The sequence below is a fragment of the Methylobacterium sp. UNC378MF genome, assembly GCF_900103195.1.
GTDB lineage: Bacteria > Pseudomonadota > Alphaproteobacteria > Rhizobiales > Beijerinckiaceae > Methylobacterium.
Genome location: NZ_FMWU01000012.1, coordinates 78931 through 93010 on the forward strand (window position 1 = coordinate 78931; position 14080 = coordinate 93010).

12 protein-coding genes are annotated in these 14080 nt (G+C 70.9%); 9 read left to right on the plus strand and 3 right to left on the minus strand.

Annotation, left to right across the window (positions count from 1 at the left end; translation table 11 throughout):
- Positions 1 to 20 precede the first annotated feature (20 nt).
- The 4 genes from trpA to BLT59_RS14250 all read left to right on the plus strand — a co-directional run bounded on the left by trpA (position 21) and on the right by BLT59_RS14250 (position 4299).
- Entirely contained in the window at positions 21 to 860 is an 840-nt protein-coding gene (gene trpA, locus BLT59_RS14235; protein ID WP_091781085.1) for a tryptophan synthase subunit alpha, read from the plus strand.
- A 76-nt stretch (positions 861 to 936) separates the two neighbouring features.
- Positions 937 to 1833, plus strand: coding sequence for an acetyl-CoA carboxylase, carboxyltransferase subunit beta (gene accD / locus BLT59_RS14240; RefSeq protein ID WP_091781088.1), 897 nt, complete (start codon positions 937 to 939; stop codon positions 1831 to 1833).
- A 7-nt stretch (positions 1834 to 1840) separates the two neighbouring features.
- Entirely contained in the window at positions 1841 to 3166 is a 1326-nt protein-coding gene (locus BLT59_RS14245; protein ID WP_091781090.1) for a bifunctional folylpolyglutamate synthase/dihydrofolate synthase, read from the plus strand.
- A gap of 233 nt (positions 3167 to 3399) precedes the next feature.
- On the plus strand, positions 3400 to 4299 hold the full coding sequence (locus BLT59_RS14250; RefSeq protein ID WP_091781093.1) for an outer membrane protein: 900 nt from the start codon (positions 3400 to 3402) through the stop codon (positions 4297 to 4299).
- A gap of 122 nt (positions 4300 to 4421) precedes the next feature.
- Here BLT59_RS14250 and trxA read toward each other — a convergent pair whose 3' ends face one another.
- Positions 4422 to 4745, minus strand: a complete 324-nt coding sequence (trxA, locus tag BLT59_RS14255; RefSeq protein WP_091781096.1) for a thioredoxin — start codon at positions 4743 to 4745, stop codon at positions 4422 to 4424.
- 225 nt (positions 4746 to 4970) lie between these two features.
- Entirely contained in the window at positions 4971 to 8468 is a 3498-nt protein-coding gene (gene addA / locus BLT59_RS14260; RefSeq protein ID WP_091781099.1) for a double-strand break repair helicase AddA, read from the minus strand.
- A gap of 115 nt (positions 8469 to 8583) precedes the next feature.
- Here addA and minC (BLT59_RS14265) point away from each other — a divergent pair, with 115 nt between their 5' ends.
- The 5 genes from minC (BLT59_RS14265) to BLT59_RS14285 all read left to right on the plus strand — a co-directional run bounded on the left by minC (BLT59_RS14265) (position 8584) and on the right by BLT59_RS14285 (position 12586).
- Positions 8584 to 9348 (plus strand): septum site-determining protein MinC, encoded by a 765-nt coding sequence (minC, locus tag BLT59_RS14265; protein WP_091781102.1) that lies wholly within the window; start codon positions 8584 to 8586, stop codon positions 9346 to 9348.
- A 298-nt stretch (positions 9349 to 9646) separates the two neighbouring features.
- Positions 9647 to 10375: a septum site-determining protein MinC gene (gene minC, locus BLT59_RS14270; RefSeq protein WP_091781105.1), complete on the plus strand. Its 729-nt coding sequence runs from the start codon at positions 9647 to 9649 to the stop codon at positions 10373 to 10375.
- Between the two features lie 13 nt (positions 10376 to 10388).
- Positions 10389 to 11204 carry a septum site-determining protein MinD gene (gene minD / locus BLT59_RS14275; protein ID WP_091781108.1) on the plus strand — a complete coding sequence of 272 codons (816 nt, stop codon included), beginning with the start codon at positions 10389 to 10391 and terminating at the stop codon, positions 11202 to 11204.
- The gene (gene minE, locus BLT59_RS14280; protein ID WP_091781111.1) at positions 11201 to 11542 is read left to right on the plus strand and encodes a cell division topological specificity factor MinE; all 342 of its coding nucleotides are present in this window, start codon (positions 11201 to 11203) and stop codon (positions 11540 to 11542) included. The genes minD and minE overlap by 4 nt, the downstream gene beginning before the upstream one ends.
- Before the next feature lie 159 nt (positions 11543 to 11701).
- The gene (locus tag BLT59_RS14285; protein ID WP_091781114.1) at positions 11702 to 12586 is read left to right on the plus strand and encodes an alpha/beta fold hydrolase; all 885 of its coding nucleotides are present in this window, start codon (positions 11702 to 11704) and stop codon (positions 12584 to 12586) included.
- On the opposite strand, the gene BLT59_RS14290 is transcribed toward BLT59_RS14285, so the two are convergent.
- Positions 12576 to 14012 (minus strand): cytochrome P450, encoded by a 1437-nt coding sequence (locus tag BLT59_RS14290; RefSeq protein ID WP_091781117.1) that lies wholly within the window; start codon positions 14010 to 14012, stop codon positions 12576 to 12578. The two genes, BLT59_RS14285 and BLT59_RS14290, sit on opposite strands and share 11 nt — an antisense overlap.
- Between the last annotated feature and the right edge of the window lie 68 nt (positions 14013 to 14080).

The window sequence follows — 14080 nt, forward strand, 5'->3', positions numbered from 1 at the left end:
GAAGCGAATATCGACCGACCATGCCGAGCCGCATCGACGCCACCTTCGCCCGCGCCCGCGCGGAGAACCGGTCCGTTCTCGTCACCTACGTGATGTCCGGCGATCCCGATCCGGAGACTTCGCTGGAGGTCCTGAAGGCCCTGCCGGCCGCCGGTGCCGACATCCTGGAATTCGGCCTGCCGTTCACCGACCCGATGGCGGACGGCCCGGCTATTCAGGCCGCCGGCCTGCGGGCGCTCAAGGCGGGCCAGACGGTGTCTGGCACCCTCGACCTCGTACGCCGCTTCCGCGCCGGCAACGACACGACGCCCATCGTGCTGATGGGCTACTACAACCCGATCCACACCTACGGCGTCGACCGCTTCCTCGACGACGCGGTGGCGGCCGGCGTCGACGGGCTGATCGTCGTCGACCTCCCGCCCGAAGAGGATGCCGAGCTGTGCCTGCCGGCCCTCGGCAAGGGCCTCGCCTTCATCCGCCTCGCCACGCCGACCACCGACGAGCGGCGCCTGCCGGCCGTCCTCGCGAACACGGCGGGCTTCGTCTACTACGTGTCGATTACCGGCATCACCGGGACGGCGACGCCCGATTTCGGCAAGGTCTCCGAGGCGGTCGCCCGCATCCGCCGCCACACAGACCTGCCCGTCGTCGTGGGCTTCGGCGTCAAGACCGGTGCCCACGCTGCGGCGATCGCCAAGGGCGCCGACGGCGTCGTGGTCGGCTCTGCCCTCGTGGACGCCCTGGTGCGCTCTCTTGACGGCGAGGGCAGGCCGCAGGCCGGAAGCGTCGGGGCGGTGACGGAGCTGGTGCGCGAACTCGCCGCGGGCGTGCGGTCGGCGGGCGTCGGTCGGGCCGCCTGACGGATCAGACTCCCCTGGCGGCCGGACGCGCCGCACCTGATATCTGCACGGGCTTGAAGCGGACGGACGCAAGTCGATGGTCGAACCGATGAACTGGATCTCGGAGGTCGTGCGCCCCCGGATCAAGACCCTGTTCAAGCGCGAGACGCCCGAGAACCTCTGGGTCAAATGCCCGGACACGGGGCAGATGGTGTTCCACAAGGAGGTGGAGGCCAATCACTGGGTCATCCCCGGCTCCGAGCATCACCTGAAGATGGGCGCCCAGGCGCGCCTGAAGATGATGTTCGACGAGGGCACGTGGATCGATGTGGCCCTGCCCGAGGTCGTCCCCGACCCGCTGAAGTTTCGCGACGAGAAGCGCTACGTCGACCGGCTCAAGGAGGCGCGGGCCAAGACCGGCCTGCAGGACGCGTTCAAGATCGGCTTCGGCCGGGTCGGCGGCCTGCCGATGACGCTGGCCGCGCAGGAATTCGGCTTCATGGCCGGATCGCTCGGCATGGCGGCGGGCGAGGCCTTCGTGCGCGGCGCCGAGACGGCGCTGGAGAAGCGCACGCCCTACGTGCTGTTCGCGGCCTCCGGCGGCGCGCGGATGCAGGAGGGCATTCTCTCGCTGATGCAGATGCCGCGGACCACTGTGGCGGTGCGCCGGCTCAACGCGGCGCGGCTCCCCTACATCGTGGTGCTGACCAACCCCACCACGGGCGGCGTCACGGCGTCCTACGCCATGCTGGGCGACGTGCACCTCGCCGAGCCGGGCGCCCTGATCTGCTTCGCGGGACCGCGGGTGATCGAGCAGACGATCCGGGAGAAGCTGCCGGACGGCTTCCAGCGGGCGGAATACCTGCGCGAGCACGGCATGGTCGATCAGGTGGTCCACCGGCACCAGCTCAAGGAGACGATCACGCGTCTCTGTAGCCTCCTGACCAACGTGTCCCAGGCCGGCGCTCCGGCCGCGGCCTCCGAGGCGGCCTGAACCGGCGATGGCCTCGTCCGACGCCCTGATGGCGCGCTTCCTGGCGCTCCACCCCCGCACCATCGACCTGTCGTTGGGCCGCATCGAGCGGCTGCTCGCGCGGCTGAACCATCCAGAGCGCCGCCTTCCGCCCGTGATCCACGTGGCCGGCACCAACGGCAAGGGGTCGACCATCGCGTTCATGCGGTCGATCCTGGAGGCTGGGGGCCTGGCCGCCCACGTCTACACCTCGCCGCACCTCGTCCGCTTCCACGAGCGGATCCGCATCGGCGGGATCGGCGGCGGGCATTTCGTGGACGAGGATCGCCTGGCCGACGCCTTTGCGCGCTGTGAGAGCGCCAATGGCGGCGAGCCGATCACCATGTTCGAGATCACGACGGCGGCGGCCTTCCTGCTCTTCTCGGAGAGCCCGGCCGACGTACTGCTCCTCGAGGTCGGTCTCGGCGGCCGGCTCGACGCCACCAACGTGATCGACCGGCCCGCCTGCGCGGTGGTGACGCCGATCGGCCGCGACCACGCCGAGTATCTCGGCGACACGGTCGAATCGGTCGCGACCGAGAAGGCCGGGATCTTCAAGCGCGGCTGCCCGGCGGTGATCGCCGCGCAGGACTATGCCGAGGCCGATGCCGTCCTCTGCCGCCGTGCCGAGGCGATCGGCGCCGGGCCGCTGCTCGTGGGCAACCAGGACTTCTCCGTGCACGAGGAGCGCGGGCGCCTCGTCTATCAGGACGAGACCGACCTGTTCGATCTGCCGCGGCCGCGCCTTGCCGGGCGCCATCAGCTGGTCAATGCCGGCACGGCGATCACCGCCCTGCGCGCCGCCGGATTCGGCGATATCGGCACAGCGGCCCTGGAGCGTGGGCTGACCGAGGTCGAGTGGCCGGGGCGGCTGCAGCGACTTGGCCGCGGCCGTCTCGCCGCCCAGCTCGATCCCGGCACCGAGCTCTGGCTCGACGGTGGCCACAACATCGATGGCGGCCGGATCCTCGCGGCCGCCATGGCGGATCTCGGCGAGAAGAGCGACGTGCCGCTCGTTCTCGTGGTGGGCCTGCTTGGCACCAAGGATGCCGACGGGTTCCTGCGCAATTTCGTCGGTCTGGCCCGGGCCCTCGTGGCTGTCCCGATCACCGGAACGATGGCCGCGCGCCCGGCCGAGGAGGTCGCGCGGATCGGCGAGGATGTCGGCCTTTCAACCTACGCCGCGCCGAGCATCGAGGCGGCGCTCGCCCTGGTGCGCGACATCGCCTTCGAGCGGCCCCCGCGAATCCTGATCTGCGGATCCCTCTACTTGGCCGGCATGGTTCTCGCAGCCAACGACACGCCGCCGGTCTGAGTCGTATCCAGTCCGTCGGGGCCGACCGCGATCGGTGTACCGGCTGGCAAGAATACCGGACATCTTCGAAGTCCGGATTCTGCATTCGGATATCCGTCGATTCGCCGCAATCGCCCGGATGGAGACCGGCTTACGGCCACGCTTTCCTCCCGCTGTGGCAGCTAGGCTACATCCACGCGGGGCCCGATCGCATAATTTCTCCCTCGATCGGGCTTATGCTGGGGATCACAGTAATGAAGAAGCTTCTCACGTCTCTTGCGGCTTTCACCGCGCTCACCGCCGCCGCTTCCGCCGCCGACCTGCCGCGCCGCGCTGCGCCGCCGCCGGTGTTCACCCCCGTCCCGGTGTTCACCTGGACCGGTGCCTACTTCGGTATCAACGCCGGCTACGCGTTCGACGCCAGCAGCAACTCCAACCGCGGCTTCGTGCAGACGCCCGGCAATCCGGTCGCTCTCGTGCCGGGCGGTCTCGTCCCCTACCAGGCCCTGGCCCCGTTCGGCTCGTCGCTGGCCTACAGCAACGACAGCCGCGAAGGCTTCTCGGGCGGTGGCCAGATCGGCTACAACTGGCAGCTGACCCCGGGCAACGGCGCCGTGATCGGCTTCGAGGCTGACGCTCAGTACCTCGACTTCGGCCGTCGCGCCCGCTTCGCCACCAACGCTGCGGCGATCAACCCGGGCTTCATCCCGGTCAACGGCACCCTCAACACCATCGACTTCTTCGGCACCGTCCGCGGCCGCCTCGGCTACGCCTTCGACCGCACCCTCGTGTACGCCACCGGCGGTTTCGCTTACGCCACCGGCACGGATGACGGCGCCCGCGTCGGCCTGCAGAACTTCGCTGGCCGCCGGAACGACTTCAAGACCGGTTGGACGGTCGGCGGCGGTGTCGAATACGCTCTGCCCACCGACTCGTTCCTGAACTTCTTCCGCTCCTCGGCCGTGACGCTGAAGGTGGAAGGTCTGTACGTGAACCTCGACAACAACAACGGCCGCGCTCAGCTGCCGCTGGTCGGCGCCGCGATCTCGCCGGTCGGCCTCGTGCCGGTCTACTCGCTCACCAACGCGAGCCGGAACGAGAACGCCTTCGCCGTCGTCCGCGCCGGCCTGAACTACAAGTTCGGCTCGTACTAAGACTGACTACGGGATCCCGGGCCTCGCACCGGGATCCCGAAAAAATAAATTGGGCTCGAAACCGAGAAAGCCCGGCCTTGCGGCCGGGCTTTCTTTTTGTCTGCTGCAGGCTTGCGAGCCGCTCAGGCGGTCTGAGCGCCGATCCAGCGCGACAGGTCGCCCTTCGGGGCGGCGCCGACCTTCTGGTCCACGCGCTCGCCGTTCTTGAACAGGAGCAGCGTGGGGATCGAGCGGATGCCGTACTGGGCGGCGATCTGCGGGTTCTCGTCGACGTTGACCTTGGCGATCTTCACCTTGCCCTGCATGTCGGTGGCGATCTCCTCGAGCGCCGGACCGATCTGACGGCACGGGCCGCACCATTCCGCCCAGAAATCCACCACGACGGGCTCGGCGGACTTGAGAACGTCCTGCTCGAAGCTCGCGTCGGTTACTTTCACCGTCGCCATAACGTCACCTTTCGGAAGCCGCCGTCCGTCGGACGGCGTCGAACGGGCAGGGGCCCGCGCGGTCCTGCCAGAATTGGCGACGGCCCGGCGCCCGGTCAAGAAGTCCCGGCCCTGGGCTTGGCCGCGGCCGCTCGGACAGATCGCCCTCGCGAGCACGCTGGCGCATCGTGATGTGCGGCGGCGCATGCGGGAAACGTCTCTGCACCGGGACAAGTCGGACCGCCGTCACGCCTCGATCCCGACCTGGTCCAGCGCCGCCGTGACATCATCGGAGTCGAGGGCGCGGATCACCGGACCGGACGTCCAGACCAGGATCGGCAGGATCGTTCGACCCGGATAGATCTGCGCGAGGAGGCGTGCGTAGAGGGCTATCTGGCCGGCCTCCGCCGCTGGCAGTGGCGCGCCCGGCTCGGGCGGGCGGCCGGTCTTGAAATCGGCTATGCGCACCGTGTCCGCCGTCACCGCCAAGCGGTCGACACGTCCCTGGACCACGCGTTCCGTGCCGGCCGCGCGAACCCGCCCCGAAAGCGCCACCTCCGCGCGGGCGTCCTGGGCGAAGAGTGGCGCCAGCGCCGGGTCGCCGATGATGCGAAGCACCGATCGGACGATCGCGCGCGGGGCCGCAGGCGGCAGGCCGGGTGCGCGAGCCCGCACGAAGGCGAGGCCGGCCGCCTCCCGTCGAGCGGGTTCGACCCGGGGCAGGTGCTGCAGCAAGGCGTGCGTGAGGATCCCACGGCGCCGGGCCTGTGCGTCCGCGAGGCGCGGTGGCGGTACGCGCGCACCGTCCGCCGCTTGAAGCGCGCCGGACGGGTTCAGTGTCTGGACCTCCGGTTCAGACGGGATCGGGCTGCGCAGCCACTCCGGCTCCCGGTCGGGATACGGCGCGGGAGCGGAGCCCGCCGGCGCCGCTGCCGCAATCGGGGTCGCACCGTCCTGCCAGAGAAAAGCTGGCCCGTAGGGCAGGTCCAGCGCCCGACCTGCGCCGAGGGCCGCCTCAAGGCCGGCATGGATCATGCGGCACCACGCCGCCTCGCTCTCGCGCTCGTGGCCGCGGAACGGGGCCACGATCAGCCGGTCGGCCGCGCGTGTCATGGCGACGTAGAGCAGACGGTTGTGCTCCTGCCGAGCCTTGGCGAGCAGGGCCGCTCGCGCGGCATCGGTCGCCGCGCAATCCTGGGTCCGCCCGCCGGACCAGACCGGCGGCAGCGCGATCTCCGTCTCCGGCAGCGGCAACAGGGGGGGATCGTTGCGGCCGAGGGGCTCGCATCCGTCGAGGATCACCACGACCGGCGCCTCCAGCCCCTTCGCACCGTGGACCGTCATCACCCGGACCTCGTCCCGGCCCGATTCGAGGTCGCGCTTGACCGTGTGCCCGGCCTCGGCGCCGACGTAGCGGGCGAGGAAGCCGCCGAGGGACGGGGCGTCCTCGCCGGTCTCTGCCTGGGCGGCGGCCGCGAGGAAGACGTCGATAGCATCCCCGGCCTCACCGCCGAGCCGGGCCACCAGCTTCGCCCGGCCGCCCTGCGGGCCGAGGAGCCGCGCGTAGAAGCCGAATGGGCCGTGGAGCCCCGCCAGGGCAATCCAGCCCGACAGGGCTTCCAGCCCGCGCCTTGCCGCCGCGTCGCCCGCGGCGGCAAGGCGGTGCAGGGCATCCTCAAGGGTCTCGGCGAGGTCGCGACGGGCGGCGATCCGCACGAGATCCTCGTCGGTGAGGCCGACCAGCGGTGTCTTGAGGGCGGTGGCGAGGGTCAGGTCGTCGGCCGGCAGGAGGCCCGCCCGCCCGGCGGCGACCAGATCGGCCACGGCGATATGCGCGGAGACCTCGAGCCGATCCTGTCCGGCGACCGGGACCCCCAGCCCCTTCAAGGCGCGGATCACCTCCTCGAAGGCGGGTCCACGCTTCCGGACCAGGATCAGGACGTCCCCGGGACGCCAGATCCGGCCGGTCGCGTCGCCCGTGGTGGTCCAGCTACGCACCGCCTGCGCCACCCGGCGGGCGGTGACGATCGCAGGGGCGCTGGTCTCCGGCGCGTCCACGGGTGCGGTCCAGGCATCCGGCTCCGCGGCCGGCTCCGGCTCGGCGATCGGCCACAGCTCCACCGCGCCGGGCGCGCCGGGCCGGGCGCTGGCATGGACGGTGGTGCGGACCGTGTCCTCGAAGGACAGGCCCTCGTTGTGCGCGTCGAGGGCGAAGACCGCATCGACCGCGCGCAGGACGAGGCTGGTCGAGCGGAACGACAGGGTGAGCGGCACGTCCTCGAAGGTCAGGCCGGCCGAGCGCGATTCCGCGATCCAGGACGCGCGGGTCAGGGCGAATTCCCGCGGCTCGGCCCCCTGGAAGCCGTAGATCGACTGTTTGGGGTCGCCCACCGCGAAGCGTGTGCGGCTGCCGGAGCGGGCGCCCTCACCGGCGGCGAATTCCTGCGTGATCGCCCGCAGGATCGCCCATTGCTCCGGGTTCGTGTCCTGCGCCTCGTCGACCAGGACGTGGTCGATGCCGCGGTCGAGCTTGTACAGGACCCAGCCGGCCCCGACGCGGCCGAGCAGGTCCAGCGCCTTGTGGATCAGGTCGTCGAAATCGAGGGCGCCGAGGCGCGCCTTCTGCGCTTCCACGCGGCGGTGGATCTCGGCGGCGATCTGGAACAGCGCCTGCGTGCGGGCATGGGCCCGCGCGGCGCGCAGGCGGTCGAACAGCGGCTCCAGCCGGTCCCGCTCGGCGAGCAGTGCCGCCTTGGCACCGGCTGGCACGCTCTTGGTCCCGAGGCTGCTGTCGGCCTTCGGCTCGTCCTTCTGGGTGAAGAAGACCGCGCGGTAGAGGGCCAGCGCCTCGGCTCGGTCGGGAAGGTCTGCCGCGCGAACCCGCTCAGCCTCGGCGGCCTCCAGCGCATCGGCGAGCTTCTCGTCGTTGGCCTTGCCCGTGCGGAGCGCCGCGATCAGCGCGGCGCGCTCCTCCGGACGGCATCCGGGGCCGCCCTCGAGGATCGCGGCCTCGATCCGCTCGGCGGATTCCTCGGCCGCGAGACCCAGCGCCCCGTGCAGCCGTCCGAAGGCCCGCTCGAGGGCGGCGGCATCGCCGATGAAGCTCCGCGCACGCATGGCCGACCGGATCGCCGCCCGCAGGGTGTCGCCACTGGCTTCCGGCGTGACCCGCGAGAGAGCGGCGCTCAGGGGCGTGTCGCCGTTCGCCACGGCATCGGCCAGGACGTTCGCCATCTCGATGTCGAACACTTCCCGGGCCTTGGTCTCGTCGAGCACCACGAAGCGGGCCGGGACGTTTGCTTCGAAGGGGAACATGTGGAGCAGCCGCTCGCACAGCGCGTGCAGCGTCTCGATCTTGAGGCCGCCCGGCGTCTCGACCGCCCGGGCGAAGAGGCGGCGGGCCAGGCGCAGGCGCTCGGGCCCGGCGCGCTCGCCGGTGAGGTCGAGGAGTTCGGCCGCGAGGGCCTCGTCATCCAGCGTCACCCACCGGCCTAGGAGCCGGAAGACGCGGATCGCCATGTTGGCCGCGGCGGCCTTGGTGAAGGTCAGGCAGAGGATCCGGCCCGGGGGGGCGCCGTCGAGGAGCAGCCGCACCACCCGGTCAGTGAGAACCTTGGTCTTGCCCGCGCCGGCATTGGCCGAGACCCAGGCAGAGGCGCGCGGGTCGGCCGCCCGCCGCTGGTTGGCGCGGGTGAGGTCATCGACGACGAAGGGGATGGGGGCGTGCGGGGTGGCGCTGCTCAACGGTCCGGTCCGGCTCGGCTGCCGGCTCTCTCTACAACAGAAACGCGTCCGCGGACCCGCCAAGGCGTCACACCAGACGTTGCGGGATTGCCCCCGACGCGCCGCCGCCGCATGGATGCGGACGATCCCTTCCGCGACACCGAACACGCCCGTGACCCAGCCGACATCCGAGCCGGCGCGCCCGCCGATCCGTTTCCGCGGCCGCTCCTTCATGGCCACCGTCCTGGCGCCGATACCACCGGTGGCCGATTGGTTCGGTGACCTCGATGCCCTGAACCGCCGCGCTCCGAACTTCTTCGCCGGCCGGCCCGTGATCCTCGACCTGTCCGGATTGCGGCTCACCCGCGAGGATCTCGACGGGTTGCTGGCCGAGCTGGCCGCCCGCCACATCGCAATCCTGGGGATCGAGGGCGCCGCACCGTCGCTCCTGGACTCCGGAACACCGCCGGCCCTGGCGGGCGGGCGGCCCGCGGGAGAGATCTCCACTCCTGACGAGTCGGCACCGGACGCGTCCTCGGAGAGCGAGCCGCCGGCCAAGGAGACCGCCCGCTCGCTGATTCTCGACGCGCCCGTGCGCTCCGGCCAGACCGTGCTGCATCTCGAAGGCGACGTCACGGTGCTGGGCGCCGTAGCGTCGGGCGCCGAGGTCATCGCGGGGGGCTCGATCCACGTCTACGGCGCCCTGCGCGGCCGCGCGATCGCCGGCGCGGCCGGGAACCCGACGGCGCGGATCTGGTGCCGCCGGTTCGAGCCGGAGCTGGTGGCGATCGACGGCCTCTATCGTGCCGCCGACGACCTCGATCCGGCCTTCCGGGGGCAGGCCGTGGAGGTGCGGCTGCTGGAGGACGCGATCAAGCTCAACCTGTTCGAGCGGGGTTGAGACGCGTTCCGCCGACGGCGTTCGCGCAGCCGGTCCAAGACCAGGTCCGTCTTAGCGAGCGCAGCGTAGCAAACCAGCTGCGCCACGCTCGAAGATATCCCACCGGCCTTGGGCGCAACCCTGCGCGCTGGCACGACGTGCGCACCCCCCTTGCGACGGTCCTGATAGGGTCGTGAAAGCGTCCTCCGCTGCCCCGATACAAGGATCCCGGCAGAATTTGCCGACCGTATCAGAAACTTAACCCTTCGGTAACCATACCCGCCGTCAATGGTCCGGTAAGGACTCTTAACGGGCGGACATGAGCGAGACCCACCCCGAGCCGATCGATCCGGAGACCGCCCAAGCGGCGGCTCCTTCCGCGCCCCGGCCGCTCAGCCTGCGCGGACGGGCCTTCAAGGCCCTGGCCCTTTCCCCCGAGCCGCCGCTTCCCGAGTGGCTCGCGGGCCTCGACGCGGCGCTGAAGCGCTCGCCGACCCTGCTGAAAGGCCGGGCCGTCATCCTGGACTGCGCCCAGCTCAAGCCCGAGCCGGACGCCCTCGAAACGCTCATGCGTGAGCTCAAGGCGCGCGGCATCGTGGTCCTGGGCATCGAGGGCTCCGACGCGGTCGCGGACGGCCTGCCGCCGCTTCTGGTGAAGGGACATCCGTCCGAGACGATCGAGATCCCGAGCGTCCCGGCCGAGCCGGAGCCGCAGGTGGTCACCTCGATCACCGTCGAGGGCTCGGTCCGATCCGGCCAGAGCGTCATCAACCCGACCGGTGACGTCACCGTGATGGGTTCGGTCTCCTCGGGGGCCGAGATCCTGGCCGGCGGCTCCATCCACGTCTACGGCGCCTTGCGCGGTCGCGCGATCGCCGGGGCCGCGCGCAACCCGCGCGCACGAATCTACTGCCGCAAATTCGAACCCGAGTTGCTGGGGATCGACCGCCTCGTGCGGACGGCGGAGGACATGGGCACGGCCCTGCGCGGCAAGGCCGCCCAGGTCTGGCTCGATGGCGGCAACATCCGAATGGCAAGCCTGGATTAAGGGAGATCGACGCGTGGCAAAGGTTCTCGTCGTCACATCGGGCAAGGGCGGCGTCGGCAAGACGACGACGACCGCGGCCCTCGGAGCAGCCCTGGCACAGGGCGGGCAGAGCGTGTGCGTCGTCGATTTCGACGTCGGCCTGCGCAACCTCGACCTCGTCATGGGCGCCGAGCGCCGGGTGGTCTACGACCTCATCAACGTGGTCAACGGCGACGCCAAGCTCCCGCAGGCCCTGATCAAGGACAAGCGGCTGGAGACCCTGCACCTGTTGCCGGCCTCGCAGACCCGCGACAAGGACGCGCTCACCGATGAGGGCGTCGCCCGGGTGATGGACGAGCTGCGCGCCAAGTTCGACTGGGTGATCTGCGACTCGCCGGCCGGCATCGAGCGCGGCGCCCAGCTCGCCATGCACCACGCCGACGTGGCGGTGGTCGTGACCAACCCCGAGGTGTCCTCGGTGCGCGACTCCGACCGGATCATCGGCCTCCTCGACTCCAAGACCGCCAAGGCGGAGAAGGGTGAGGACATGGAGAAGCACCTGATCCTCACCCGCTACGACCCGATGCGGGCCGATCGCGGCGACATGCTCAAGACCGAGGACGTGCTCGACATCCTGTCGATCCCGCTGCTCGCCATCATCCCGGAGAGCCAGGAGGTGCTGCGCGCCTCGAACCTCGGCTGCCCGGTGACCCTGAACAACCCGCTCTGCGCCCCGGCGCGGGCCTATGCCGACGCGGCCCGCCGGCTCAAGGGCGAGACCATCCCGATGAGCCTGCCGGTCGAGCGCAAGTCCTTCCTCGATAAGCTGTTCATGCGGAGGGCGGCGTGAGCATCCTGGGTCTGTTCCAGAAGCGCAGCTCCGGCGCGGTCGCCCGCGACCGCCTGCAGCTGATCCTCGCCCATGAGCGCGCGGAGTCGGGTCGCCCCGACCTCGTGATCCAGCTCCGGGAGGAAATCCTGGCGGTGATCGCCAACCATGTCGCGGTGGAGCCCGACAAGGTGAAGGTCACCCTGGAGCGCGGCGAGGGTGTCTCGACCCTCGGCCTCGACATCGAGCTGCCGCTCGGTGCCTCGAGCAAGCTCGACGCCAAGCTGGCGGCCAAGCTCGCTGAGGTCGCGGCCAACAAGGGGTCGGCCAAGCCGGCCTCCTCCAAGAAGGCCGCTTGAGCCGGGCGGGGAGCGTCCCCGCCGGCACGGAGATCCGCAAGCCGCGCCCGGTCCGCCGGGTGCGGCTTCGTCGTTCCCCCACGAACTCCGGTATCGAGTCTCGACCGGGCGCCCCGTCGCGCCATCTCGGAAAACCGGGGGGTCGATGAGAGGATCGCCATGCCGAGCGCCACGACGGACGACGGGATACGGCTCCACTACGAGGAGAGCGGCCAGGGGACGCCGCTGATCTTCGTCCACGAATTCGCCGGCGATCATCGCAGCTACGAGGCGCAGCTGCGCCATTTCGGCCGGCGCTACCGCGCGGTCGCGTTCAACGCCCGGGGCTACCCGCCCTCCGACGTGCCGGAGTCCGTCTCGGCCTACTCGCAGGCGCGCGCCGCCGACGACATCCTGGCCGTCCTCGATCATCTCGGCGCGCCGAAGGCCCACGTCGCCGGCATCTCGATGGGCGCCTTCGCGACCCTGCATTTCGGCCTGCGGCACCCGGAACGCGCGCTGTCGCTCTGCCTCGGCGGCTGCGGCTACGGCGCGGAGCCCGAGCGGCAGGCCCTGTTCCGCGCCGAGGCGGACGCCACCGCCGAGATGCTGCTCCGCGACGGCATGGAGGCCTTCGCGGCGCGCTACGCCGTCGGGCCGACGCGGGTGCAGTTCGAAACCAAGGATCCGCGCGGTCACGCCGAGTTCAAGCGGATGCTCGCCGAGCACTCGGCCCTCGGCTCGGCCAACACCCAGGCCGGCGTGCAGAAGGGGCGACCGTCGCTCTACGACCTCACGGACGCCCTCGGCCGCATGACCGTCCCGACCCTTATCGTCGCCGGCGACGAGGACTGGCCCTGCCTCGCCCCGAGCCTGATGCTCAAGCGGGTCATTCCCTCCGCCGCCCTCGCCATACTGCCCAATACCGGCCATGCCCTCTCGGTCGAGGAGCCGGACGCCTATAATCGCCTTCTCGACGAGTTCCTGGCGCAGGTGGAGAGCGGCCGCTGGCCGATGCGGGATCCCCGGGCGATCTCGACGACGATCACAGGGATCAAGGGCTGACGGGCTCGCGGGGGATCAGCCGGAACCGGGCGGGCCGGTCCGGCTGGGTCGTCACGACGGCTTGCGGCAACACCGGCTCCTGCTCGTCGAGCACCAGCCGGAACCGCTTCAGGACGCATGCCAGGGACATGACGGCCTCGCTCAAGGCGAATTGCGCACCGATGCAGACTCGTGGGCCAGCTCCGAACGGGAGGTAAGCGAAGCGACGCGGGGCAGAGGCGCCCGGTAGGAAGCGGCCCGGATCGAACGCGTCCGGATCCGGCCAGAGCATCCGGTGCCGGTGGAGCACCCAGGGGCTGACCATGACGATGTCGCTCGCCTTCACCGCATGGCCGGCCACGGTGTCGGGGCCGAGCGCCCGCCGGACCACCACGAAAGCCGCCGGGTACAGGCGCAGGGTCTCGTCGATCACCGCGCGGGTAAGCGGCAGCCGCCCGTCGCTCTGGCAGCCGGTGGGATCGGTCAGGTCGGCGGCCTGCGCCTCGGCGGCGACCCGCTCCTGCATCTCCGGTGCGAGGGCCAGCAGGTAGGCCGCCCAGAACAACGTCCCGGCCGTGGTCTCGTGGCCGGCCAGGATCATGGTGGCGACCTGATCGCGCAACTCGTCGGCCGTGAAGGCGGCGCCCGTATCCGGATTGCGCGCGGCCGCGAGCAGGTCGAGGAGGTCGCCCGAATGCGCCTCGGTCCGCTCAGCCTCACGGCGCGCCGCGATGATCCGGTCGAGGAACGGGATCCATCGGCGCCGGAACCGCCCTCGCGCCCAGTCGAGGGGCACCGGCCACCCCGGGGGGATCACGATGTCGAGGAGGTGCGGCCGCCCCATCCGCTCGGCATACTCGGCGATGAACTGGCGCAGCTCGGTCCCGTGCTCGTCCATGCCCACCGAGAACATGGCACGCCCGGCGATCTCGAGGGCGAGCCTGTAGAAGGACGTGAACAGGTCAACCGGTCCCGCCGCGGCCTCGGTGGCGATCCGCTCCATTCCGGCCGTGACGGCGGCCGCGATATGGGGCACCAGCCCGTCGATCGCCCGCGGCGTGAAGGCCGGGGCCAACGTCCGGCGCTGATGTCGCCACGCCGAACCTTCGCTGATCAGGAGCCCGTCGCCGAGGATCGGGCGCAGGATCCGGGTCGTCCCGGTGGTGCGCGCGTAATTCGCCTGATTCTCGACCAACACCCGGCGGATCGCCTCCGGGTCGTTCAGCACGAAGCTCGACCGTCCGAGCAGCCCCCGGCGGGTGACCGGTTCCTCGAAGGCGCGCCGAGGGAAGCCTTCCAGCGCATTGTCGCGGATGGAGCGCAGGTAGGCGGCCAGAGGAAGTTCCCGCTCCGGCGGCACGCGGTGCGGCGGCACCACGCGCGGCAGTCCGGCGAGGCTGGGGATCGTCCGGTCCGGGGTCGCGGATGCGTCCGAGAGTATGGGCATGTGGCACCATCCTGTGCCGAAGACGGGCAGGCCTGTAAACCGCCGCCCGCGCGCTGCGCGGACCCGTC